Source organism: Inquilinus ginsengisoli (genome assembly GCF_050434925.1).
Lineage (GTDB): Bacteria > Pseudomonadota > Alphaproteobacteria > DSM-16000 > Inquilinaceae > Inquilinus > Inquilinus ginsengisoli_B.
This window is the reverse complement of record NZ_JBNDJK010000001.1, coordinates 3,909,924-3,933,364: the sequence shown is the minus strand read 5'-3', so window position 1 is coordinate 3,933,364 and position 23,441 is coordinate 3,909,924. Positions and strand designations below refer to the sequence as shown.

Genomic DNA, 23,441 nt, shown 5'->3' with positions numbered 1-23,441 from the left:
AGCAGCCTAGCCTATCGCCGTCCGGGCTGCAGCCGGCGCAGCACCAGATGCTTCAGGGCCGGCGGGATATGGCCCGGCGACGGCCAGTGCACCGCCAAGCCCAGGGCGGCGCATTCGGCCGCGATCTGGCGCCCGTTCTCGTAGCGGATCTGGCCGAGTCGCGGCAGCGCGTCGGCGCGGCGGTGGTCGAACGGCCGGCCGGACTGTGCCTCGCGGAAGCCGTGGTGGAAATCGGGATGGCTCAGCACCTGCCGCGCCTCGGGCCAATGCCGGGCCCGGCGGGTGGCGACGTCGGACGGGTCCCTCACGGCTGCAGGTCGACCAGCGTCGCCCGGCCGCCGGCATCGCCCGCCGCCAGCCAGCGCCCGTCGGGCGAGAAGGCCAGCGCCTCGACCGCGGCGCCGTTCGGGCGCAGCACCGGGACATAGCCGCTGCCGTCCAGCGGCATCAGCGCGACGAAGCCGTCCTTGGCGCCGGCCGCCGCGACCGGCAGCTGCGGATGCGCCGCGACCCGGGTGATCGGCACGCCGCGGGCCCAGCCGCTTTCGCTGGCGGTGCCGCCCATCGGGCCGTCGCGGCCGGTGAAGCGCCAGGACACCACGCCTTCGGAGCCGGAGGTCAGCAGCGCCCGGCCGCCATCGGCCCAGGCCAGCGACCGCGGCTTGGTCGGATAGCCCGGCATCTGCATGTGCACGCCGTCCGACAGGCGCCACGCGTGCAGCGCCTTCTCCTGCATCGCCGAGACGACGAAGCGCGACCGCGGATGCCAGAGCGCCGCCAGATGCGCGCCCTGCCAGCCATACAGCTTCGCCGCCCAGGCGCGCTTGCGCGGTGACCAGACGGTGACGCCGCCGTAATGCGCCGCGGCGATGCGCCGGCCACGCGGGTCGAAGACGGCGCCGTCCAGCCCGGCCGGGCCTTGCAGCCGCGTCACCGGCGCGCCGTCCGCGTCGAACACCAGCACCTCGCTGCCGGCAACGGCGAGGCGCCACCCGGTGGCGGGCGCGGCGTCGACGGCACTGATCCATCGCCCCGGCACGGCGGCGATCTCGGCCGCGGTGCCGTCCGGCGCGGTGTGCAACAGGCGGCCGTCATCGCCGCCGCTGAGAAAGCCGCCGGCGACATCCGGGACCAGCGCCAGCACGGCGCCGCGATGTGCCGGCACGACGGCGGCCTCGGACGCCTCGGGCGACGCCAGCCGGATGGTGCCGTCGCCCAGTCCGAAGGCGAGATGCCCCGCCGCGTCGAAGGCCGCGGCCACCGCCGGCGCCGGCCAGGCCCAGATCGTGCCCCTCTCCTCCGCCAGGGCGCGCGGCGGCAGCAGCAGGCTCATGCGGCAGCGCAGCCTTCGAAGCCGGCACGCAGCACCCCGGCGTCGAGGTTGCGGCCGATCAGCACCAGCCGGCTCTCGCGCGGCTGGCCGGGCCGCCAGGCCGGGGCGAAATCGCCCTCCTGCAGCATGTGCACGCCCTGGAACACGAAGGGCCGGTCCTCGCCGGCGAAGGCGAGGATGCCCTTGCTGCGCAGGATGTCGGCGCCGCGGATCGCCAGCAGCATGCCGATCCAGTCGACGAAGCGGCGGCCGTCGAGCGGCCGGTCGATCCGGAAGGAGACGCTGCCGACGCCCTGGTCATGCTCGTGATGATGATGGCCATGGCCGTCGAGCAGGTCGGGCTCGAGCCCCAGCAGCCGGTCGAGATCGAAGGCACCGTCCAGCACGGTGCCGAGATCGGCGTCGCAGCGCCTCGTGCGGATCAGCCGCGCCACCGGGTTGATGGCGCGCAGCCGCGCCTCCACCGTTGCCAGCCCGGCCTCGTCCGCCAGGTCGGTCTTGTTGACCAGGATGGTGTCGGCGAAGGCCACCTGCTCCTCCGCCTCGTCGCTGTCGGCCAGCCGCGCCTCGATGTTGCGGGCGTCGACCACGGTGACGATCGAGTCGAGGGCGGTGCGCTCGCGCACCTCGTCATCGACCAGGAAGGTCTGCGCCACCGGCGCCGGGTCGGCCAGGCCCGTGGTCTCGACCAGGATGCGGTCGAAGCTGCCGGCCCGCTTCATCAGCCCGCCGATGATCCGGATCAGGTCGCCGCGCACCGAGCAGCACAGGCAGCCATTGTTCAGCGCGAACACCTCCTCGTCGGCGCCGACCACCAGGTCGCCGTCGATGCCGATCTCGCCGAACTCGTTGACGATCACGGCATAGCGCCGGCCATGCGCCTCGGAAAGAATCCGGTTCAAGAGCGTGGTCTTGCCGGCGCCGAGAGTGCCGGTCAGCAGGGTGACGGGGATGCGGGACATGGGGAGCCTCGGGCTTCGGGAATTTAAATGTTATTATATAACATAATAGCAAGACGCAAGCCTGTCGCCCATCGGCCGATGGGATGCTATGGACGGACTCGCATCCGGTCACCGCCTCGGCATCGCGCCCCAGAATCGCCCAGATTCTCCCGAGGGACGTTGCCGGGCGGCCGATCCGCCGTCCCGTCATTCGAGGACCGACATGCCCGTTCCCGCCCCGTCCCGCCGCGCCTTCCTGCATGGCTGCGCCGCCGGCCTGTCCCTGGCCCTGATTCGGCCGGCCCTGGCCCAGGATGCGGAGACGCCGCCGCCGCTGGGCTTCCGCGAGCTGGCCGATGGCGTCTGGCTGCACACCAGTTGGCGGAAGGCAGACCAGGGCTGGATCGCATCCAACGGCCTGGCCGTGATCGGACCCGAAGAGGTGCTGCTGATCGACGCGGCCTGGGGTCCGGCGCAGACCGTGGCGCTGCTGGAGCGGGTGGCGGAGGCCGCGCCGAACCGGCCGGTCAACCTGGTGGTGACGCATGCGCATGACGACCGCCTGGCCGGGCTAGCGGCGGTGCATGCCCGCGGCGGTTGGTCGCTGGCCCGCGACGAGACGGCGAAGGAGGCTGCCGGCGCCGCCAGCGTCCAGCGCAGCTGGGGTGGCGAGTCGACCACCATCACCGGCGGCGGCCGCGCGATCGAGCTGTTCTATCCCGGCCCGGCGGACACCCGCGACAACACGGTGGCCTTCCTGCCGGACAGCGCCGTGCTGTTCGGCGGCTGCATGATCCGGGGGGCCGAGCAGGCCAATCTCGCCGCCGTCCCCGACTCCGACATCTGCCGCTGGCCGCAATCGGTCGAGGCGGTGATCGCCCGCTACGGCAAGGCGGCGAAGGTGGTGGTGCCGGACCAGGGTGAGCCCGGCGATGCCGGGCTGCTGTCCCACACCTACCGGCTGGCCAAGGCCGAAGCGGCGAAGAGCTGCAGCCCGGCGGGCTAGCCGGCGGCGGCTACCGCCCCGGCGGCGCAGTCGCGGCAGCGGCCCAGGATCTCGATGGTCCGGCTGTCGGCGACGAAGCCTATCCGCCCGGTCCAGGCCTCGATCAGCCCGTCCACCGCGGCGTCGGTGATCTCCTCCACCCGGCCGCAGTCTCGGCAGATGGCGAATTGCGCCGGATGGGTGTGGTGGTGGTCCGGCCCGCCGCACACCACATAGGCGTTGAGCGATTCGATCCGGTGCACCAAGCCGCGGTCGAGCAGCCCCTTCAGCGCCCGATACACCACCGGCGGGGCGGTGATGCCGTCGTCCTTCATCTCGCGCAGGATGTCGTAGGCGCTGGCCGGCTCGGCGCTGGCCCGCACCAGGTCGAGCACCCGCTGCTGCCAGTGCGACAGACCGGCGCGGGGGGGCCGGCCACGACGGGTCGTGCCCGTCGCCGTCTTCAGTGCCGCGGCGGCCTTGCCCTTCGGCGCCGCACCTTCCAGCTTCTGTCTCATGCGTCGAGTGATAGCATGCGGCCGCTCCCGAACGCCACGCCCGGCCCGATCTTGAAACCGACCGGTCACCCCCCAATTTGCTAAATAACGAGAGTGGGGATGCCGCGTGGTCTCTGCTCCGCAGGCGCCGGACAACCGGGCCGCCCGAGCCGGGGGTTCCGGCAAGCTCGCTCTCAGGAGGAGTGACCATGACGCGGGTGTCGCTGTTCAACAGCCCGCTCCTGCTCGGCTTCGAGCAGTTCGAGCGGACGCTCGACCGGATCGGCAGGACGCCGAGCGACGGCTATCCGCCATACAACATCGAGCAGCTCGGCGAGGACCAGCTGCGCATCACCCTGGCGGTCGCCGGTTTCACCGATGCCGACCTGACGGTGCAGATCGAGGACAACCAGCTGGTGGTCCGCGGCAAGCAGGCCGACGACAAGGAGCGCATGTTCCTGCATCGCGGCATCGCCGCCCGCCAATTCCAGCGCGCCTTTGTGCTGGCCGAGGGCATCGAGGTGACCGGGGCCTCGCTCGACAACGGGCTCCTGAACATCGATCTCCGCCGGCCGGTGCCCGAGGCCAAGGTCCGGACCATCGCCATCAATCGTTCTGCGGCGAAACCCAACGGCAAGACCGCGATCGACGTCTCATCCGACGTCGAAGGTTGAACCGAAACACCTGGTGACCATCATGAACACCGACACCATTCCGACCTTCACCCAGATGTCGCCGACCGATTTCGCGGCGATCGGCCTGAACCAGATCGCCTTCGTCAAGCCGGTGGTGGTCGAGGGCGAGCCCGCCTTCGCCGTGCACGGTGCCGACGGCACCCCGCTGGCCATGGTCAAGGACCGGGACCTCGCCTTCGCCGTGGTCCGCCAGAACGACATGGAGCCGGTCAGCGCCCACTGACCCCGGCCACCTGATGAGTGGATGCGAAAGCCCCGCCGCCGGCGGGGCTTTTTCTATTTCACGGCACCCGCGGTCAGCCCGGCGATGAACCAGCGGCCGACGATGCCGAACAGCAGCACCACCGGCACCGTCGCCAGCGTGGCCCCGGCCAGCAGCAGGCCCCAGTCGATCTGGTACTGGCCGATGATGCCGGCGAAGCCGACCGGCAGGGTGCGGTTGGCGTCGGACAGGATCAGCACCGAGGCGAACAGATATTCGGTCCAGCTGGCGATGAAGGCGAAGATGGCAACGCTGGCGATGCCGGGCGCCGCCAGCGGCACCATGATCCTGAGCAGGATCGCCAGGCGCGAGGCGCCGTCGATCAGCGCCGCCTCCTCCAGCTCCGCCGGGATCGAAGCGAAGAAGCTGCGCATCATCCAGATCGCGAAAGGCGAGGCGAAGGTGACGTTGACGATCATCAGCGCCGCCGGCGTGTCGATCAGCCCGGCCTGCGACATCATCCCGTAGAGCGGGATCAGGATCAGGATGCCCGGGAAGGCATAGGCCACCAGCACCGCCCGGAACAGCAGGTCGCGCCCGGGAAAGCGCAGCCGGTAGAAGCCGTAGGCGGCCAGCACCGACAGCACCACGGTGATCGCGGTCGAGCCCAGCCCGACCACCAGGCTGTTGCCGAGATAGCGCGGATAGTCCGAGGCGCCGAGCAGCTTTTCGAAATGCCGCAGGGTGAAGCTGTGCGGCACCAGGGTCGGCACCCGGGCGATGATCTCCCGCGGCGCCTTGATCGCGCCGGTGGCGATGAACCAGAAGGGCAGCAGCACGATGACGGCGAGGCCGAGCAGCCCGCCGCCGATCGCCAGGGACTGGCCCAGGCTGCGCCTCATGCTTCGCCCTTCGGCGCCAGCGCCCGGGTCAGCAGCACCGCCAGCGCCATCAGGAGCAGGCTGACCAGCACCGACATCGCTGCCGCCTGGCCCAGCCGGTACGATTTGAACGCGGTCTCGTAGATCAGCACCGGCAACGTCTGGGTGGCGCCGGACGGCCCGCCCGCCGTGGTCAGCCAGATGATGTCGAAGACGTTGAAGGACAGCAGCGTGCCGACCACGCCGAGCACCAGCAGGGTCGGCTGCAGCAGCGGCCAGGTGATGCGGCGGAAGCGCTGCCAGGGGCCGGCGCCGTCGATCGCCGCGGCCTCGTACAGGTCCGCCGGGATGCGCTGCAGCCCGGCCAGCAGCATCACCGCGACGAAGGGGAACCAGCGCCAGGAGTTGATCACCACCAGCGACGTCATGGCGCTGCCCGGCCCGGCGAAAAAGCCGATCGGTCGATCGGTCAATCCCAGCGAGACCAGCAGATGGTTCACCATGCCGCCGGAGGTGCCGAGCAGCCAGCGCCAGATGATGACGACGACGATGGTCGGCACGATCCACGACAGGATCACCCAGACCCGCACCAGCCGGACGCCGCGGAAGCGCTGGTTCAGCAGCAGCGCAGTGCCCAGGGCCAGCAGCGTCTGCAGCACGGCATTGCCGGCGACCCAGACCAGGCTGCGCCCCAGCGCCGCCCACAGCCGGGCCATCTGCAGCACGTCCTGGTAGTTGCCGAGCCCGACGAAGCCGCCGTCGGAGCCGATGATACGGATGTCGCGCAGGCTGATCGCCACAGCGGCGCCGAGCGGATACAGGATGGTCGCCGCCAGCCATATCAGCACCGGCGCCACCATCAGCATCCCGGCGATCGCCTCGGACCGGTTGCGGGACACGCGGCGACGAGGGACGGCAGTCACGGCACGGCCTACCCCGCCCGAAACGTCAGCGCACCGCCTCCTGCATCCGGGCCTGACCCGCTTTGACCGCATCCGCGGCGGGCATCTCGTCGACCACGATCTTCTGCAGCGTCTCGGCCAGGATGTTCTGGGCCGAGATCGCGGCGATGCTGGGGAAGGTGTGGCCGCCGGTGAAGCCGAACAGGGCGCCGTTGCGGCTGTTTGCGATCATCGCCTCGATCTGCGGCTTGTACTTCACCACCAGCGGGTCGCTCCACAGGCTCTTGGCCTTGGCGCCGTCGGTGGTGACCGGCAGAAACAGCCCCGGCTCCATGTTCAGGAAACGGCCATAGGTCTCCGGCTCCAGCAGCCAGGCGATGAAGGTCTCGGCCGCCTTTCGCTTGGCCTCGTCCTTGGCCAGGATCATCACCGCGTTGGAATAGGCGATGGTGCCCGATTCCGTGCGATCGTCGGCATGCGGGATCGGTGCCACGCCGAGGTCCTGGGCGTCGCCCTCGGCCTGGCTGTCATAGGTGCTGATCACGGTGAACTGCAGGATCATGCCGCAGCCGCCGCTGGCGAAGCAGGCCTCGGCCTCGCCCCAGGTCCAGCTCGGCGCATCGGCGGCGGAGAACTGGTACAGCTCCTTGTAGAAGTCGTAAGCCTTCACCGTCTGCGGGTTGTCGAAGCGCAGCGTGCCGTCCGGATTGTAGATGTCGGCGGCGCCGGCATTGACCATCAGGTCGTAGACGGTCTGGTCGGTGTAGAGCTGCTTGTTGGCCGGCAGGCCGATGCCGTAGCGGCCGTCGGCCGTCAGCTTCTCCGCCGCCGCCTTCCACTCGCTCCAGGTCTTCGGCGGCTTCAGCCCGGCCTGCTCGAACACGCTCTTCCGGTACCACAGCGACATCGCCATGTTGTACAGCGGCACCGCCCAGACGCCGCCGTCATAGCTGTAGGGCGCCAGGGCGCTGGGCACGAAGTGATGCTGCGCGTCGAGTTGCTTGACGAAGCCGTCGATCGATTGCAGAGCGCCGAGATTCTTCAGGATCGGGGTGAAGTCCGGGATCGCGAACAGCATGTCCGGCGCATTGCCGGCGGCGATCGCGGCCGGCGCCTTGGCGTAGATCTCGCCCCAGCTCTGCGGCTCCTGCTTCACCGCGATGTCCGGATGGCTCTTGTTGAAGGCGTCGATCAGCTCCTGCACCCGCGCCACGCGCTGCGGCGGCTGCTCCATGTGCCACAGCACCAGCTGCACCGGCTCCGCCTGGGCAGCAGCGGCACCCCAGATCAGCGCGGCCGCGGCCAGACCCGACACGATCGACCATCTCGTCGCCATTGCCCTCTCCCCTGCTTGTCCTGCGGCCCGGATGCGGCACCTCGTTGATCGGGCGTCCGCCGAGGCCGCGTTACAGATGCGGATTGCGCGTCCGGTAGCGTTCCACCAGCGCGGCGTTTCGTTCCTTCGACCCCGGCATGTTCGAGCTGATATAGGCCGGCGCCACCTCGCCCGATGCCGCCATCCGGGCCACCGTCTCGGTCAGCACCGCGTTCCAGATCGCGGCGCCCAGCACGGTGGAGATCGGTCCGACGACCAGCCCCTCGGCGGCGGTCACCAGGGCATCGCCTGGCGGCCCCTGGTTGTCGATGGCAATGTCGGCGGTCTCGGCCAGGGTCGGCCGGCCGGCGGCGGCCGCCTGCGAATAGGCGATCGAGGTCACCGCCACCACCATGGCCCCCTTGTCCCGGCCGTGGCGCGCCGCCTCGACCGGCACGGCGTTGACGCCGCTGTTGGAGAACACGAACAGCGTGTCGGCCGGCCCGATCGGATAGCGGCCGAGCAGCGGCGCCGCCAGGCCGGGCATCCGCTCCAGCGCGCCGGAGACCACCGCGCCTTCATGCAGCATCACCGAGGATGCCAGTATCGGCACCACGCAGGCCAGTCCGCCGGCGCGGAAATGCCCTTCCTCCGCCATCAGATGCGAATGGCCGGTGCCGAAGATGTAGATCAGCCCGTCGCGCCGGATGGTGTCGACGCAGGCGGTCGCCGCGGCACCGATCGCCTCGCCCTGGGTCGCGGTCAGGGCGGCGATGCGGTCGGCGATGCCGGCGAGGTAGGCGGCGGCGCCGGAAAGGGCTGTCGAGGTCATGAGTCCGATGTGTCCGGTGGGGAAAGCCGTGCCCGCATCTTGTAGCGGTCGCCGCGATAGGCGGAGCGGACGAATTCGATGACGTGACCGTCGGCATCGGCGGTGCGCCGGGTGAACACCAGCACCGGCGCACTGCGCGGGATGTCGAGCGCGCCGGCGGTCATGGCGTCGGGCAGGTCGGCCTCGACCGTCTGCTCGGCCTGCCAGGGTACCAGCCCGTAATCGTGGCGCATCACCTCGTACAGCGAGGCGGTGCGGAAATCGTTGCGGTCGAGGATGCCGGGCACCAGCGCCTCGTTCAGCCAGGTAACCTCGAACGCCATCGGCACGGCGTCGGCCAGGCGGACGCGCTCGAGCAGCACCAGCGGCGCGCCCTCGGCCACGCCCAGCGCCTCGCGCGCCTCGCCCGCCGCCGGCACCACGGCCTGGCGCAGGATCACGCTGGCGGCACGGCGGCCCAGCCGGGCCATGTCCTCGCTGAAGCCGGTCAGGCGCTGCAGCTTCTGGTCAACCTTAGACCGGGCGACGAAGCAGCCGCGGCCGATCCGGCTCTCGATCAGCCCGGCATCGGTCAGGCTCTTGAAGGCTTGGCGCACGGTCATCCGGCTGATGCCGAGCTGGTCCGCCAGATCGCGCTCGGAGGGCAGCCGGTCGCCCACGGCAAAGCCGCCGGCGCGGATGCGGTCGGCCAGATTCTCGGCGATCTGCTGGTAGATCGGCTTGTCCGTCGGACTCGGCTGTAGGTCGGTCATTGGCGGGCCCTGGTGGTCTAGACCACAATCGGCATGATGCAGGCCGATCCGGACCTCGTCAAGAAAGGTCGGACATAGGTGCGGGCATGCGCAGCAGCGCATCGCGATGCTCACCGTAGCGCCGATAGGCGGCGTCATAGGCCTCCCGCAGCGCCGGATCGGGGCGATGCGTGCGCCGGATCGTGCGGACCCGGCGCGACGCATCGCCGATCGAGGGATACCATCCGATGCCGGTCCCGGCCAACAGGGCCGCGCCGCAGGCCCCGTATTCGCCGCCGTCGGGGATCTCGACCGGCAGGTCCAGTACATCGGCGATCATCTGCGACCAGAACCGGCTGCGACCGCCGCCGCCGGACAGCAGGACGCTTTGCGGCCGCTCCGCCATCGCCGCGAAGCAGTCGCGGATGGCATAGGCCAGCCCCTCATAGACGGCGCGCACCAACTCGGGCCGGCCGTGTCCCGGGACCAGCCCGGCGAACTGGGCCCGGGCCGAAGCCGAGACCGCCGGGGCAATGATCCCGACCTCGCTGAGATAAGGCAGGTAGATGGCGCCGCCGGCGCCCGGCGGCGCCGCCTCGGCCAGCGCCTCCAGCGCGGCATAGGGGTCGGGGTCCCGGGCCAGGTCGGGGCATAGGCTGCGCAGGACCCAGTCGAGGTTGCTGGTGCCGGCGACATTGACCATGCAGCGCAGCCACAGCCGGCCCGGCAGGCTGAACAGCAGGCCGAGATCCGGCGGCTCGAAGGACGGTGCGTCGAGCACCACGCCGTTCAGGCAGGTGGTGCCGAGCACGGTGCAGGCCGAGCCGGCGGCGAGCCCGCCCGAGCCGATGACGCTGGCCGCGACGTCGCCAGCGCCTGTGACGACCGGTGTGCCGGGCCGCAGCCCCGTCTCCACGGCAGCCGCATCGGTGACTGTCCCGGCGATCGCCTCGGACGGCAGCACCGGCGGCAGCAAATGCCGGTGCGGGCCGAGGCCGAACAGCTCCAGCATCGCCGCGCTGCGGTCCTGGGATCGGGCGTCGCCCGGCGCCACCGCCGTCTCGGTAGGGTCGGCGGCGCGCCGGCCGGTCAGGCGGAAGCGCAGATAGTCCTTGCAGCCGAACACGCAGTCGGCCTTGGCCATCACCTCGGGCTCATGGTCCAGCAGCCAGCGCAGCACCGGCAAGGTGCAGCCCTGCTGCATGACCGAGCCCGAGGAGGCGAAGATGCGGGACATGAAGGCGGGATCACCGGCCAGCCTCGCCTCGATCCAGGGCTGGCTGCGGCCGTCGTCCCACAGGATGCCGGGGCGCAGGGGCCGGCCCTCGGCGTCGATCACCCAGGCGCCGACCATGGCCCCGGTGACGCCGATGGCGGCGACGGCGGACCCGTCCACCCCGGCCTCGGCCAGGACTTGGCGGATTACCGCCGCGGTGGCCGCCCAGGCAGTCTCGGGGTCGCTTTCCGACCAGGCGGGATGCGGATGGGAGACCGTGGTGCGCCGGGACGCGGCGGCGCGCTGCCGGCCGTCGCGCCCGAACAGCGCGGCCTTGATGACCGAGGTGCCGGCGTCGAGGCCGAGCAGGAGCATGGCGGTACCGCAGGCGGAGGCCGATCCGCTCCGGCTAGCGGAGCGGAAGGCCGGCGGTCAAGCGGCGTTCACCGACTCGCTCTGCGACAGCAGGGCGAAGATGGCATCGGCGGTCTGGCAGCCGCGCAGCTTTTCGCACAGACTGTCGTCGCGCAGCATGCGGCTGATCCGGGCCAGCGCCTTCAGATGGTCCGCCCCCGCCCCTTCCGGGGCCAGCAGCAGGAACACCAGGTCGACCGGCTGCTCGTCGACCGCGTCGAAGTCGATCGGCCGCTCCAGCCGGGCGAAGGCGCCGAGCACGCCCTGCAGATGCGGCAGCTTGCCGTGCGGGATGGCGATGCCGCGGCCGACGCCGGTCGACCCCAGCCGCTCGCGCTCCAGCAGCACGTCGAAGATGAAGCGCTCGTGCTGGCCGGTCAGTTCGGCTGCACGGCGGGCCAGTTCCTGCAGCGCCTGCTTCTTGCTGGCAGCCTTCAGGTTGGCGAGAATCGCCTCGGGGCGTAGGAAATCGATCATGACGGATCGGATGCGCCGCCCTCAGGCGGCGACATCCTCGGTCCCTTTCGGATCGACCCAGCCGATGTTCCCGTCCGGTCGGCGGAACACCATGTTGAGCCGGCCATGGGCCTGGTTGCGGAACATCAGCGCCGGCAGGTCGCCCAGGTCGAGGCGCATCACCGCCTGCAGCACCGTCAGGCTCTCGATCGAGGTCGAGACATCGGCGATGACGATCGGCTGGTTCGGCTCCTCGCCGTTCAGCCACTCCTCGGATTCGGCCTCGAGGATGTAGGCCTGCGCCGGCAGGGCCGGCTGCTGGGCGTCGCCGTTGTGGTGGTCGCGCAGCCGGCGCTTGTAGCGGCGCAGCCGCTTGGCCAGCTTGTCGGCCGCAGCGTCGAAGGCGTGATACGGGCTCTCGGCCTCCGCAGTGCTCTGCAGGAGGATGTTGCGGCCGACATGGACCGACAGGTCGCTCCGGATCAGATGGGCGTTGCGGGAAAAGACGACATTCGCCTCGATCGCGTTGTTGAAGTACTTCGCGGTCGTGCTGGTGAGGGCGTCGCTGACATGGGTGCGCAATGCGTCACCGACGTCGATCTGCTTGCCTCGAACGGTCAGTTGCATGGCTGTCGCTTTACTGCTGCACGATAAGATACGGGCGCCCAAAAAGAACGGGGCGGCCTGTGAGGGCCGCCTTCGGGCGGCGACCATAGGGATGGGGCGCCTTCCTGTCAATGAAGGGGGCCCGGTCGCGGGCTGCGGGGGGAGCGCTCATCGGCTCAGACCCTTCTCTCGCCGTCGCTGGACGGAGGATGGTATCCGCATCCCCTCACGGTACTTGGCGACGGTCCGCCGTGCAATGTCGATCCCCTCTCCGCGCAGGATTTCGACGATCCGGTCGTCGGACAGGACGGCGTCGGCCGGCTCGGCGTCGATCATGACGCGGATGCGGTGGCGCACCGCCTCGGCCGAATGCGCGTCGCCACCGCCCGCGCCCTGGATCGCCTGGGTGAAGAAATATTTCAGCTCGAACACGCCGCGCGGGGTGGCGATCACCTTGTTGGTGGTCACCCGGCTGATCGTGCTTTCGTGCATGTCGACCGTCTCGGCCACGTCCTTCAGCGTCAGCGGCTTCAGGTGCTGCACGCCGCGGACGAAGAAGGCGTCCTGCCGGCGCACGATCTCGGATGCGACCTTGAGGATGGTGTTGGCCCGCTGGTCCAGGGCGCGGACCAGCCAGTTGGCATCGGCCAGACAGGTGCCGACATAGTCGCGGTCGACCTTGCTGCGGGTGCCGCGGCTGATCTCGGCATGGTAGCGGCGGTTGATCAGCACCCGCGGCAGGGTGTCGGCGTTCAGTTCGACCACCCAGCCGACTTCCGGCTCGGCCCGCATCAGGATGTCCGGGATCAGGGTCTGCGCGATCTCATGATCGAAGGCCGCGCCCGGCTTGGGGTCGAGGGCGCGGATCTCGGCGATCATCTCGGCCAGGTCCTCGGCATCGACGCCGCACAGCCGCATCACTGCGCCCAGGTCGCGCCGCGCCAGCAGGTCGAGATGGTCGAGCAGCGTGCGCATCGCCGGATCCAGGCGGTTGCGCTCGGCCAGCTGGATGCCCAAGCATTCGGCCAGGCTGCGGGCGAAGACGCCGGGCGGGTCCAGCCGCTGGCAGCGGCGCAGCACCGCCTCGACCCGCTCGGGCGGGCAGCCGAGGCCGGCCGCCACCTCCTCGACCGTGGCGCCGAGATAGCCGGTCTGCTCCAACAGGTCGACCAGCCGCGCCGCGATCAGCCGGTCGGCCGGGGCGATGAACTCGATGGCGATCTGGCTCAGCAGATGGTCGCGCAGACTCGTCCGCTCGGCCAGCGTTTCCTCAAGCCCCGGCAGGTCGTCGGCGAAATCCATCCGGCCACGCCCGGCGCCGGCGAACTGCGCCTCGCCGCCATACTCGTCATTGCGGTCGGTGCTGCTGGACCCGGTGAACAGGTTGCTCCAATCGGTGTCGAGCGGCGCGTCGGCCGAGACGATGCCTGGCGACTCCGGCGCGGTCAGGGCAACGTCCGACGCCACCGCCCCCGCCGATACGGAACCAGGGGACTCGGCGTCGTTCCGGTCGCTGGTGCTGTCGCCGCCGTCATCACCGCGCTCGCCCTCCTCCCGTTCCAGGAGCGGGTTGCGCTCAAGCTCCGTCTCGACGAAGGCGGAAAGCTCGATGTTGGACAGCTGCAGCAGCTTGATCGACTGCTGCAGCTGCGGCGTCATGACCAGCGCCTGGCTCTGCCTGAGCCCGAGGCGTTGCGAAATGGCCATGGCTGCCCAGTGGTCTACAGGCTGAAACGTTCGCCCAGATACACGCGCCGCACCTCCTCATTGCCGACGATGTCCGATGGCAGTCCTTCCATCAGAACACGGCCGTCGTGGAGGATATAGGCCCGATCGACGATATCGAGGGTCTCACGCACATTGTGGTCGGTGATCAGCACGCCGATGCCGCGGTCGCGCAGATGCGCCACCAGGTCGCGGATGTCGCCGACCGCGATCGGGTCGATGCCGGCCAGCGGCTCGTCCAGCAGCATGAAATGCGGATGGCTGGCCAGCGCGCGGGCGATCTCGACGCGCCGGCGCTCGCCGCCCGACAGCGCCAGGGCCGGGGTGCGGCGCAGATGGCTGATCGAGAACTCGGCCAGCAGGTCCTCCAGCACCGCATCGCGGGTCGAGCGGTCGGGCTCGGAGATCTCCAGCACGGCACGGATATTCTGCTCGACCGTCAGGCCGCGGAAGATCGACGCCTCCTGCGGCAGGTAGCCGATGCCGAGCCGGGCGCGGCGGTACATCGGCAGATCGGTCAGCTCCTGCCCGTCCAAGAGGATGGTGCCGTAATCCGGCTGGATCAGGCCGGTGATCATGTAGAAGCAGGTGGTCTTGCCGGCGCCATTGGGGCCTAGCAGGCCGACCGCCTCGCCGCGCTGCACCTGCAGGCTAACGTCGCGCAGCACCGGGCGCTTCTTGTATTGCTTGCCGAGATTGCGGGCGACCAGCCCATCATTCTTGGCGACGAGGCGCGGCGCGGTCGTCGTCTCGGACGGCAGCGGGTTGATCGGCTTGGTCATCGCCCGCCCCTACGGCTTCGGTGCCGGCTGCGCCGGCGCGACGGGCTGGCCGGGCAGGCCCGGCTGGCCCTGGTTGTTCTGCTCGGGCACCAGCAGGGCCCGGGCGCGGCCACCTTGGCCCGGCCGGGTCAACAGCTTGCTGACGCCGCTGGCCATGTCGACCTCGGCGTAATCGCCATTCAGCTGGTTGCCGCCGCGGGTCATGCGGACATCGTCGCTGATGGTCGCGAACTGGCTCTTGACGTCGTAGCGGCCGGTCCGGCCGGTGACCACGTCGGTCGGCGTCGTCAGCTTGACGTTGCCATCGGCATCGACCACCGACAGCTCCTTCTCGCCCTTCTCGTTCGGGGCGAAATGGCCGGTCAGCGTGTCGGCGCGCAGCGTCTTCTGCTCCTTGGGGCGGGTCGCCGTGGCATTGCCGCGGGCGATCGCCACATCCTCGGCCTGACGGTACACCATGCTGTCGGTGGCGGTGATCACGTCGTCATTGTTGACGAATTTCAGGTTGCCGCCGGTCAGGGTGAAGGTCTGGGAATCGAGCTCGTAGACCCCCTTGCCGCCGGTGGCGCTGGTGGTGTCGCCGCGGGTGATCAGCACGTTGCCCTCGGCAAGGGCCCGGAAGATCTCGGTGCTCTTGTCCGGCAGCTCGCGGTAATAGGCGGTCAGCACATCGGCCTTCACCGTCAGCTCGCCGCGCTTGTACACGGCGTTGCCGCGGGCGATGTAGGTCTTCTCGTTCTGGTGCCACTCCAGCGCGTCATCGGCCTGGATCTCGGACGGCTCGTCCTTGCCGCCGCCGAGCTGCAGCTGCTGTTGCGCCAGGGCGGGCAGGGCCGCGGCACTGAGCAGGACAGCGAGAATCAGCGGACGGATCATTGCGGCGTTCCTTCGAAGGCCTTGTCGGCGCCGGGCTTGAGAAACAGCTTGGTCGGGCCGGTGAAGATAATGACGTCGCCCTGCTGCTCGACCTTGAAGCCCCCGGCCGACAGAGTACCGAAAGGTCCCTCCGCCGTCACGGGCGTGCTGCTGCGCGCGCCCTTGTCGGCCAGATCGATGTCCGCCGAGTCGGTGACCATGGTGGTGCCGTCGCTGCGGCGCAGGGTGACATTGCCGCTGAGATGCACCGATTTGCTGCTGCGGTCCAGCTTGCCGGCCTGGGCGTCCAGATTCAGCACCAGGCCGTTTTGCAGCTTCAACTCCCCCTTCGGGCGGTTCAGGTCGAAGATCTCGTCCTGCACCTGCTTCGCCAGCGTGGCCCAGACGGTGTAGGGCCGCGCCGCCTCGTCGACGCCGCTGTAGCGCGGATTCTGGATCTCGCCCGCGACGGCCGCCGGGCGCTCGGCCGGGTTGGAGATGTCGACCTGGGCCGGGTGCAGTTCCGGCCATGCGACGACCAGGCCGACGATCACCAGCCCGGCGGCCGGCAGCGCGTATTTCAGCACCCCGACCATGCGGCTGTAGGTCCGGCTGAAGCTGCCGCCGCGGCCGGCTGCGGCCAGGCGCGCGCGCCGGCTCGAGGCACTCGCGCTGCGCTGCGCCCCGCCCGAGCCCGGCGTCCTCGGCGCGGCCACCGGGCTCAACTCAGCCCTGCCCGCAGGCAGTCATGCACCCTGAGGATGCCCACCGGCCGCTCCTCCGCCGTGACGAACAGGCTGGTCACCTTATAGCGATTCATCAGCCCCAACGCCTCCGCCGCCAGCGCAGTGGGGCGGATGGTACGCGGGCGGGGGGTCATCACCTGGCCGGCCGTCTGTCCGAGGAGGTCGGCGCTCATATGCCGGCGCAGGTCGCCGTCGGTGATGACGCCGACCAGCCGGTGCTCGACATCGACCACGCCGACGCAGCCGAAGCCGACCCGGCTCATCTCGATGATCGCCTCGTCCATCCGCGTCTGCGGGCCGACCAGCGGCAGCTCGGCCGCGGCGTGCATCAGGTCCTGCACCCGGATCAGCCTGGTGCCGAGCGAACCGCCGGGGTGGAACACCCGGAAATCGTCGGAGGAGAAGCCGCGGCGATGCATCAGCGCCACCGCCAGGGCGTCGCCCAAGGCCATCATCATGGTGGTCGAGGTGGTCGGCGCCAGGCCCGTCGGGCAGGCTTCCTCCGCCGGCGGCAGCAGCAGCACGGTGTCGCACTGGTCGGCCAGATTCGACGGCGAGCGGCTGGTCATGCCGATCAGCGGGATGGCGAAGCGGCGGCTATAGGCGATCACATCCGCCAGCTCGGCGGTGTTGCCGGAGTTGGACAGCGCCAGCACCACGTCCTGGCGGTGGATCATGCCGAGGTCGCCATGGCTGGCCTCGGCCGGATGGACGAACAGCGCGGCGGTGCCGGTCGAGGCCAGGGTCGCCGCGATCTTGCGCGCGACCAGGCCGCTCTTGCCGATGCCGCTGACCACGACCCGGCCTTCGGCCCCGACGATCGTATCGATGGCGCGATCGAAGCTGGCGTCGAGCGATTCGGCGAGGCGGTCGAGCGCGTCGCGCTCCACCAGCAACGCCTTGCGGCCGGCCTCGATCCCTGCGGTTGCCACCATGCCTTCTCCCAAATGGTCCACGCGGCGGCTGCTATAGCCGGTCCGAAGGGCGCGAACCATGATCGATACCGGATCGGCGGCCAGAGGCCCCTGCCCTGGCCGATCCGCGTACCGCCACAAGACGGCACGAATGTGACCCCATATCGGGCTAGTGGGCGAAGATATCCAGGTCCGCCCAGCCGCCGAGGTCGAGCGCGGCCCGCGCCGGCAAGAAGTCGTAGCAGGCCTGCGCCAGCGCCTCGCGCCCTTCGCGCCGCAACATCTCGTCCAGCTTCGCCCGCAACGCGTGCAGGTACAGCACGTCGCTGGCGGCGTAGCGCAGCTGCTCGGGCGTCAATTGGTCGCTGCCCCAGTCCGAGCTCTGCTGCTGCTTCGACAGCTCGACGCCGAGCAGGTCGCGGCACAGATCCTTCAGCCCGTGGCGGTCCGTGAAGGTGCGCACCAGTCGCGAGGCGATCTTGGTGCAATAGACCGGCGCGGTGACGACGCCGAGATAGGCCTGCAGCGCGGCGATGTCGAAGCGGGCGAAATGGAACAGCTTCAGCCGTGCCGGGTCGGTCAGCAGCGCCGACAGGTTGGGCGCGTCGTAGACGCCGCGGCGGAGTTGGACGAGATGGACGGTGCCGTCCCCGGCGCTGAGCTGGACCAGGCACAGCCGGTCGCGCACCGGGTTCAGGCCCATGGTCTCGGTGTCGATCGCGATCACGTCGCCGAGATCGAGGCCGTCGGGCAGATCCCCGTCATGCAGAATCGGTTCGGACACCGGTCGCCACCTTCCGTCGTCGGCCGCGGCCCTTTCCCGAAAGCTGAGCGTCGGCCCCAAAAGGAAAGACCCGCTTGGACAAGCGGGTCATTACCACTGCATCGCATCGTCGGGCCCATCGGAGAGATGGTGCCCAGGAGAAGACTCGAACTTCCACGACCTTTCGGCCACAGGTACCTGAAACCTGCGCGTCTACCAATTCCGCCACCTGGGCGATGCGGCGGGCCGTGATGTAGGATGCCGTCCCACTCCCTGTCAACAGAGGAATTCGCACATTGTGAAACTTTGACGATTTCCGCGGCCGGGCCGTCCGGCGGGCCGCGTCGCATCGCTTGTTCCCTTGCGGCCGCATCGGTACGGTACGGGCGGATTCGGCGACCGGGCCGGCACGGACCACCTCTGGAACAGGCGCATGATCGTCATCGAGCCAATCTTCCGTATCATCGACATCGCGCTGCAGATGTATGTCTACGTTGTGATCGCCGCCGCCATCCTGAGCTGGCTGGTGACCTTCAACGTCGTCAACACGCGCAACCAGGTGGTCTACCAGATCGGCAACGCCCTCTACCGGCTGACCGAGCCGGCGCTGCGGCCGATTCGGCGGATCCTGCCGAATCTCGGCGGCATCGACCTCTCGCCGGTGGTGCTGCTGCTGCTGATCTATTTCCTGCAGATGGTGCTGCGGAACATCTACATCGCCCTCGTGACCTGATCAGGCCTGCATGGCCGGCCCGCTCTTCGTCGCCGGGCCGCGCGGCATCCGCGTCACGATCCGGCTGACGCCGCGGGCGAGACGCAATGCGGTGACCGGCCGCGCCTCCGACGCCGGCGGCGCCCCGCTGCTCAAGGCCACGGTCACGGCGGTGCCGGAGCGTGGCGCCGCCAACGAGGCGCTGGTCGCGCTCCTGGCCAAGAGCTGGCGCCTGCCGAAATCGGCGCTGGCCATCATCGGCGGCGCCACCGACCGCACCAAGCTGATCGGGATCGACGGCGACGCCGCCCTCGCCGCCCGCCTCGAAGCCTGGGCCGAGGCGCTGGCGGCGAAGGACTGACGAACGGCTATCTCCGTGCGGTGGCCCGGCAGCGATGCACCGTGCCGTCGTCGAGGTTGCCGCGGTCGCCGACCCAGCGGACCGTGCAGTTCATCACATCCGGCGCCTCGACCAGCGGCGAGGAGAAGATGGTGATGCAGCTGTCGCCAACCTCGCTGCGGCTCAGCCGGCCGGTGCAGACCGTACCGTCCTCGAACCGCCAATTGCCCTCCCGCACCAGGATCGGTCGGCCGTTCCCGTCCAGGCCGCTCAGCGTGTATTTGCCGTTACGGCGGTATTCGAACAGGCGGTCCGGCCCGCCCATCACGCCTTCGACCAGGAACGGCCGGCCCAGCACGTAACGGTCGAACTCGCCCCGGGTCATGCGGACATATTGCGGGTTGGTGTCGAGCGCCCTGGGCGGCGTGCAGGCGGTGAGCCCGAGAACGATCGCCACACCGGCGATCAGCGCGATCAAACGCATCTTGGCCTCCATTCGAGTCCCGCCTCTCCGAGCGGTACGGCAATTATCTTACGCTACGCTCCGGTTGGGCAGCAATATTTCAATGAATAGCCCACCATTCATCGGACAATAGTTTGACAAGCCCGCCGCGGAACGGGACGATAGGTGGCAAAGACGCTCACTCTGTAATCGATTGCATTGCGCGTCGCCCGGACCGGGCGTTAGGCTCGCGCATCGAACAAATCATCGCCCAGGGAAGGGTGTCTGCTGAGCACCCATGGAGGAGGAAACCATGAAAGAGATCCAGGGACCGGCCATCTTCCTCGCCCAGTTCGCCGGCGACGCCCCGCCCTTCAACAGCCTCGACTCGATTGCCGGCTGGGCCGCCGGGCTCGGCTACAAGGGCGTGCAGATCCCGTCCTGGGATGCCCGGCTGTTCGACCTGAAGCGCGCGGCGGAGAGCCAGGATTACTGCGACGAGGTGCTGGGCACCTTGCAGAAGCACGGCCTGGCGCTGACCGAACTGTCGACCCATCTGCAGGGCCAGCTGGTCGCCGTGCACCCGGCCTATGACGAGGCCTTCGACGGCTTCGCGGCGCCGGGTGTGCGGGGCAACCCGAAGGCGCGGCAGGAATGGGCGGTGCAGCAGCTGCGCTATGCCGCCCAGGCGTCGCGGCGCCTCGGCATCAAGGCCCACGCCACCTTCTCCGGCGCGCTGGCCTGGCCCTATGTCTATCCCTGGCCGCAGCGGCCGGCCGGGCTGATCGAGACCGCCTTCGACGAGCTGGCGCGGCGCTGGACGCCGATCCTGAACGCCTTCGACGAGGCCGGAGTCGATCTCTGCTATGAGATCCATCCCGGCGAGGACCTGTTCGACGGCCACACCTTCGAGATGTTCCTCGATCGGGTCGGCAACCACCCGCGCTGCAACATCCTGTACGATCCGAGCCACTTCGTGCTGCAGCAGCTCGACTATCTCGGCTTCATCGACCGCTACCATGAGCGGATCCGCGCCTTCCACGTGAAGGACGCCGAGTTCAACCCGACCGCCAGCCAGGGCGTCTATTCCGGTTTCGCCTCCTGGGCCGACCGGGCCGGCCGCTTCCGCTCGCTCGGCGACGGCCATGTCGATTTCGGCGGCATCTTCTCGAAGCTGACGCAGTACGGCTTCGACGGCTGGGCGGTGCTGGAGTGGGAGTGCTGCATCAAGCATCCCGAGCAGGGCGCGGCCGAAGGCGCCCCCTTCATCGCCTCGCATCTGATCCGCATCACCGAGCGCGCCTTCGACGATTTCGCCTCCGGCGGCACCGACGAGGCGGCGAATCGCCGCCTGCTCGGCATCGACCGGTAAGCCGCCAGGAACAGGGAGGACAAGCATGGTTTCCGGAACCGCGGAACGGGCGCCCAGCCGGCGCCTGCGCCTGGGCATGATCGGCGGCGGCCGCGACGCCTTCATCGGCGCGGTGCACCGCCTGGCGGCGCGGATGGACGATCGCTGGGACTTCGTCGCCGGCGCGTTGTCGAGCGACCCGCAGAAGGCCCTGGCCTCGGCCGCCGACCTGCGGCTCGACCCCGCCCGCGCCTATCCCAGCTGGCAGGCGATGCTGGAGGGCGAACGCAAGCTGCGCGACGGCGGCGGCCCGGCAATCGACGCCGTCGCCATCGTCACCCCGAACCACGTCCATCACGGGCCGGCCAAGGCCTTCCTCGAGGCCGGCTTCCACGTCATCTGCGACAAGCCGATGACCACGACCGTGGCCGATGCCGAGGACCTCGTCGCGGCGGTGCAGCAGAGCGGCCAGGTCTTCGCCCTGACCCACAACTACACCGGCTATCCAATGATCCGGCAGGCCCGGGCGATGGTGGCCGAGGGCGCGCTCGGCAAGATCCGGCTGGTCGAGGCGGAATACGCCCAGGACTGGCTGGCGACCAAGGCCGAGGACACCGGCAGCAAGCAGGCCGAGTGGCGGGTCGACCCCGCCCGCAGCGGCCCGGCCGGCTGCGTCGGCGACATCGGCACCCACGCCTACAATCTGGCGAGCTTCGTCACCGGCGAGGCGGCCCAATCACTGGCCGCCGACCTGCAGAGCTTCGTCCCCGGCCGGCGGCTGGACGACAACGCCCATATCCTGCTGCGCTATGCCAGCGGCGCCCGCGGCATGATCTGGGCCAGCCAGGTGGCCAGCGGCAACGAGAACGGTCTTCGCCTGCGCATCTATGGCGAGAAGGCCGGGCTGGAATGGGCGCAGGAGAACCCGAACTACCTGACCTTCATGCCGCTGGGCGAGCCGCATCGCCGCCTGACCCGCGGCGGCCCCGGCAGCGGCCCGGCCGCGGCCCACGCCACCCGGGTGCCGCCGGGCCATCCCGAGGGCTATCTGGAGTGCTTCGCCCAGATCTACAGCGACGCGGCGGAGCAGATCCTGGCCCGGCTGGAAAAGCGCGACCCGCAGCTGGACAGCCTGCTGGTGCCGACCGTGGCCGACGGCCTGGCCGGCGTGCGCTTCATCGCCGCCTGCGTGGCCTCGTCCCAGAACGACGCGGCCTGGACGAAGATCTGACGGCTCATCCCCTCGCTCCCCGTCATTCTCGCGGAAGCGTTAGGGGATGTACATATCGCGGAGAGCCCAGCCAGCGGCCATGGTTTTGAGGATGTCGAGGCCGTGCTTGAAGGTGATGGGTCCGGGCGGTTTGGCGGTTTTGGTCCGAGAACCATCCCAGCCGCCGAGTCGGGCGATGACCCAAGCGGCCCATGGCAGGCTGCGGCTTCGATATGGGTTGGGCCGGGTCGGACTTGATCTTGCGTAGGATCGATTGACGGCTTCGAGAGTGTCGAGTTCGGCGGGTGAGAAGACGAGGGTGCTGTCCAAGCCGTCCTGACCGTCGCGGGCCCGGGTGAGTTGCAGGGTGACGAGGGCGGCCCGGGTAGCGACGGCGGCCAGCTTGAGGAGCCGGTCGGCGGTTTCGAGTTGGCTGTCCTCGAGGCGGAGGCCCTGCTGCTTGAGGATCCGGAAGAACTGCTCGATGGTCCAGCGGGCGCGGCACCAGTCAACGTCTGCCAGGCGGCATCGGGGGCGGCATGGCTGGTCAGCAGGCGCCAGAGCAGAGGCTCGGCGCCTGCTGGCGCCGCCGGCTCACTCACTTCGAGCAAGGTCAGGGTGATCTGCTTGGGAAGGGTGGAGGTGCCGGAGGCCTGCGGGCGGGGAATCGTGACCGTGCCGGCCCGGAGTTCGAGTTCGGCCACCCGGGCGGGCCGGTCGGATCGCTCGCGAATGGCGATGCTGCGCCGTCCCAGGACCGGCCAGGAGGCCGGGGCGGTATAGAGCGAGCCCCCGCCCGGCAGTTTGCGGTCATGGAAGATCCGGCCGAGCACATGGATGTTGGCTTCGGGGATCGACGCCCAGAGGGGGTAGAGGTCGGCTTCGCGATCGGCGATCATGGTCACGGTCGCGGCCGAAGACAGCACCGTCTTGGCCGCTTGCGCGGTCTCGACCCAATGCCGCGACTCCTTCTCCGCCAAGGGCCGGCGGGCATTGTTCTTCTTCGGAACCGACACACCCGGCTGTGGCGGCTCGCGGCTCCACAGGCTGCCGCCGACCAGGCCGAGACACGCGCCGGTCCCGGCATCGAGCGCGATCATCGGGTGCAGCAGCAGGCCCCGGCCCACTCCTTTGCCGATCGCGCCCAGTCCCCGATCGCGGCCTTTGCTGGTCCGGAAGTTCAGCGCGCTCGTGTCCTGGATCGCCAGGACATGCCGGCCCGCAACCGCCGCTGCCGTGCCCTCGCTCCAACCGGCAACAAGGCGCTCCACCGTTACCCTCGGATGACGCAACAGCCGGCCGAAGCGGATCTCGACTGTCTTGCTGCCCTGGGATAGGCGACGCAGGCAGCTCGTGCCCAACTGCACCATCCGGTCGAGGAGCAGCGCCCCCCTTTATCGAGGCGTCGACCCCCAAACCGGCCAAGAACCCGTTCCATTTCGCACTCCCGTCACCGAGCGTGCGACTATAGGAATCGAGCGCCACTCCAGGCACCAGCCCCGCCGTGCGCCTGAGTCAACGCGACGCACCACAAACTCTCCGGGCACTTATGTACATCCCCTAGCGCTTCCGCGGGGATGACAACTTTATTGTGG

Annotated in this window: 26 protein-coding genes, 1 tRNA gene and 1 pseudogene; 7 read left to right on the top strand and 21 right to left on the bottom strand. The window is 69.6% G+C overall.

All coding sequences use genetic code 11. The features are described 5' to 3' along the window. Positions 1–11: 11 nt before the first annotated feature. Genes QFZ27_RS18685 through QFZ27_RS18675 form a run of 3 tightly spaced genes read right to left on the bottom strand, consistent with a single transcriptional unit; the run spans position 12 to position 2,295 of the window. On the bottom strand, positions 12–308 hold the full coding sequence (locus tag QFZ27_RS18685; RefSeq protein WP_429227879.1) for a hypothetical protein: 297 nt from the start codon (positions 306–308) through the stop codon (positions 12–14). Beyond that, complete coding sequence (locus tag QFZ27_RS18680; protein ID WP_429227878.1) at positions 305–1,333, bottom strand: WD40 repeat domain-containing protein; 1,029 nt, start codon at positions 1,331–1,333, stop codon at positions 305–307. The genes QFZ27_RS18685 and QFZ27_RS18680 overlap by 4 nt, the downstream gene beginning before the upstream one ends. Further along, a complete protein-coding gene (locus tag QFZ27_RS18675; protein ID WP_429227877.1) occupies positions 1,330–2,295 on the bottom strand; it encodes a CobW family GTP-binding protein in 966 nt (321 codons plus the stop codon). Before QFZ27_RS18675 ends, QFZ27_RS18680 begins: the two co-directional genes overlap by 4 nt. A gap of 202 nt (positions 2,296–2,497) precedes the next feature. Here QFZ27_RS18675 and QFZ27_RS18670 point away from each other — a divergent pair, with 202 nt between their 5' ends. After that, positions 2,498–3,280, top strand: a complete 783-nt coding sequence (locus QFZ27_RS18670) for an MBL fold metallo-hydrolase (RefSeq protein ID WP_429227876.1) — start codon at positions 2,498–2,500, stop codon at positions 3,278–3,280. On the opposite strand, the gene QFZ27_RS18665 is transcribed toward QFZ27_RS18670, so the two are convergent. Then, complete coding sequence (locus QFZ27_RS18665) at positions 3,277–3,777, bottom strand: Fur family transcriptional regulator (protein WP_429227875.1); 501 nt, start codon at positions 3,775–3,777, stop codon at positions 3,277–3,279. The genes QFZ27_RS18670 and QFZ27_RS18665 overlap by 4 nt on opposite strands. A gap of 188 nt (positions 3,778–3,965) precedes the next feature. On the opposite strand from QFZ27_RS18665, the gene QFZ27_RS18660 reads away from it, so the two are divergent. Both QFZ27_RS18660 and QFZ27_RS18655 read left to right on the top strand, forming a co-directional pair. Further along, entirely contained in the window at positions 3,966–4,430 is a 465-nt protein-coding gene (locus QFZ27_RS18660) for an Hsp20 family protein (protein ID WP_429227874.1), read from the top strand. 22 nt (positions 4,431–4,452) lie between these two features. Further along, a complete protein-coding gene (locus QFZ27_RS18655; protein WP_429232473.1) occupies positions 4,453–4,674 on the top strand; it encodes a DUF1150 family protein in 222 nt (73 codons plus the stop codon). Between the two features lie 53 nt (positions 4,675–4,727). Here the strand turns inward: QFZ27_RS18655 and QFZ27_RS18650 are convergent, their stop codons facing one another. From QFZ27_RS18650 to QFZ27_RS18580, 15 genes are all read right to left on the bottom strand, one after another. After that, positions 4,728–5,555, bottom strand: a complete 828-nt coding sequence (locus tag QFZ27_RS18650) for a carbohydrate ABC transporter permease (RefSeq protein ID WP_429227873.1) — start codon at positions 5,553–5,555, stop codon at positions 4,728–4,730. Then, positions 5,552–6,457 carry a carbohydrate ABC transporter permease gene (locus QFZ27_RS18645; protein ID WP_429227872.1) on the bottom strand — a complete coding sequence of 302 codons (906 nt, stop codon included), beginning with the start codon at positions 6,455–6,457 and terminating at the stop codon, positions 5,552–5,554. The genes QFZ27_RS18650 and QFZ27_RS18645 overlap by 4 nt, the downstream gene beginning before the upstream one ends. A 25-nt stretch (positions 6,458–6,482) precedes the next feature. Then, entirely contained in the window at positions 6,483–7,772 is a 1,290-nt protein-coding gene (locus QFZ27_RS18640) for an ABC transporter substrate-binding protein (RefSeq protein ID WP_429227871.1), read from the bottom strand. 70 nt (positions 7,773–7,842) lie between these two features. Further along, a complete protein-coding gene (locus QFZ27_RS18635; protein WP_429227870.1) occupies positions 7,843–8,583 on the bottom strand; it encodes an SIS domain-containing protein in 741 nt (246 codons plus the stop codon). Then, the gene (locus QFZ27_RS18630; RefSeq protein WP_429227869.1) at positions 8,580–9,335 is read right to left on the bottom strand and encodes a GntR family transcriptional regulator; all 756 of its coding nucleotides are present in this window, start codon (positions 9,333–9,335) and stop codon (positions 8,580–8,582) included. Before QFZ27_RS18630 ends, QFZ27_RS18635 begins: the two co-directional genes overlap by 4 nt. A 58-nt stretch (positions 9,336–9,393) precedes the next feature. Further along, a complete protein-coding gene (locus QFZ27_RS18625) occupies positions 9,394–10,905 on the bottom strand; it encodes an FGGY-family carbohydrate kinase (protein WP_429227868.1) in 1,512 nt (503 codons plus the stop codon). A gap of 57 nt (positions 10,906–10,962) precedes the next feature. Then, positions 10,963–11,421 (bottom strand): PTS IIA-like nitrogen regulatory protein PtsN, encoded by a 459-nt coding sequence (gene ptsN, locus QFZ27_RS18620; protein ID WP_429227867.1) that lies wholly within the window; start codon positions 11,419–11,421, stop codon positions 10,963–10,965. A 21-nt stretch (positions 11,422–11,442) separates the two neighbouring features. Beyond that, positions 11,443–12,027, bottom strand: coding sequence for a ribosome hibernation-promoting factor, HPF/YfiA family (hpf, locus tag QFZ27_RS18615; RefSeq protein WP_429227866.1), 585 nt, complete (start codon positions 12,025–12,027; stop codon positions 11,443–11,445). 147 nt (positions 12,028–12,174) lie between these two features. Next, positions 12,175–13,713: an RNA polymerase factor sigma-54 gene (rpoN, locus tag QFZ27_RS18610; protein WP_429227865.1), complete on the bottom strand. Its 1,539-nt coding sequence runs from the start codon at positions 13,711–13,713 to the stop codon at positions 12,175–12,177. A gap of 14 nt (positions 13,714–13,727) precedes the next feature. Further along, complete coding sequence (gene lptB / locus QFZ27_RS18605; RefSeq protein WP_429227864.1) at positions 13,728–14,513, bottom strand: LPS export ABC transporter ATP-binding protein; 786 nt, start codon at positions 14,511–14,513, stop codon at positions 13,728–13,730. Between the two features lie 9 nt (positions 14,514–14,522). Then, positions 14,523–15,389 carry an LptA/OstA family protein gene (locus QFZ27_RS18600; protein WP_429227863.1) on the bottom strand — a complete coding sequence of 289 codons (867 nt, stop codon included), beginning with the start codon at positions 15,387–15,389 and terminating at the stop codon, positions 14,523–14,525. After that, the gene (gene lptC / locus QFZ27_RS18595; protein WP_429227862.1) at positions 15,386–16,084 is read right to left on the bottom strand and encodes an LPS export ABC transporter periplasmic protein LptC; all 699 of its coding nucleotides are present in this window, start codon (positions 16,082–16,084) and stop codon (positions 15,386–15,388) included. Before lptC ends, QFZ27_RS18600 begins: the two co-directional genes overlap by 4 nt. Positions 16,085–16,089: 5 nt before the next feature. Continuing rightward, positions 16,090–17,049: a KpsF/GutQ family sugar-phosphate isomerase gene (locus QFZ27_RS18590; RefSeq protein WP_429227861.1), complete on the bottom strand. Its 960-nt coding sequence runs from the start codon at positions 17,047–17,049 to the stop codon at positions 16,090–16,092. A 148-nt stretch (positions 17,050–17,197) separates the two neighbouring features. Continuing rightward, the gene (locus tag QFZ27_RS18585) at positions 17,198–17,812 is read right to left on the bottom strand and encodes a ribonuclease D (protein ID WP_429227860.1); all 615 of its coding nucleotides are present in this window, start codon (positions 17,810–17,812) and stop codon (positions 17,198–17,200) included. Between the two features lie 127 nt (positions 17,813–17,939). Next, positions 17,940–18,026: transfer RNA gene (locus tag QFZ27_RS18580), tRNA-Leu, on the bottom strand. 198 nt (positions 18,027–18,224) lie between these two features. Between QFZ27_RS18580 and QFZ27_RS18575 the strand changes: the two genes are divergently transcribed. Both QFZ27_RS18575 and QFZ27_RS18570 read left to right on the top strand, forming a co-directional pair. Further along, positions 18,225–18,524: a YggT family protein gene (locus QFZ27_RS18575; RefSeq protein WP_429227859.1), complete on the top strand. Its 300-nt coding sequence runs from the start codon at positions 18,225–18,227 to the stop codon at positions 18,522–18,524. A gap of 10 nt (positions 18,525–18,534) precedes the next feature. Beyond that, positions 18,535–18,864, top strand: coding sequence for a DUF167 domain-containing protein (locus tag QFZ27_RS18570; RefSeq protein ID WP_429227858.1), 330 nt, complete (start codon positions 18,535–18,537; stop codon positions 18,862–18,864). 7 nt (positions 18,865–18,871) lie between these two features. On the opposite strand, the gene QFZ27_RS18565 is transcribed toward QFZ27_RS18570, so the two are convergent. Further along, positions 18,872–19,327: a hypothetical protein gene (locus tag QFZ27_RS18565; protein WP_429227857.1), complete on the bottom strand. Its 456-nt coding sequence runs from the start codon at positions 19,325–19,327 to the stop codon at positions 18,872–18,874. A 271-nt stretch (positions 19,328–19,598) separates the two neighbouring features. Between QFZ27_RS18565 and QFZ27_RS18560 the strand changes: the two genes are divergently transcribed. Further along, a complete protein-coding gene (locus tag QFZ27_RS18560; RefSeq protein WP_429227856.1) occupies positions 19,599–20,657 on the top strand; it encodes a sugar phosphate isomerase/epimerase family protein in 1,059 nt (352 codons plus the stop codon). A 25-nt stretch (positions 20,658–20,682) separates the two neighbouring features. Continuing rightward, positions 20,683–21,867: a Gfo/Idh/MocA family protein gene (locus QFZ27_RS18555; RefSeq protein ID WP_429227855.1), complete on the top strand. Its 1,185-nt coding sequence runs from the start codon at positions 20,683–20,685 to the stop codon at positions 21,865–21,867. A gap of 527 nt (positions 21,868–22,394) precedes the next feature. Here the strand turns inward: QFZ27_RS18555 and QFZ27_RS18550 are convergent. Further along, positions 22,395–23,216: pseudogene (locus QFZ27_RS18550) on the bottom strand (hypothetical protein); the annotation flags it as partial. Between the last annotated feature and the right edge of the window lie 225 nt (positions 23,217–23,441).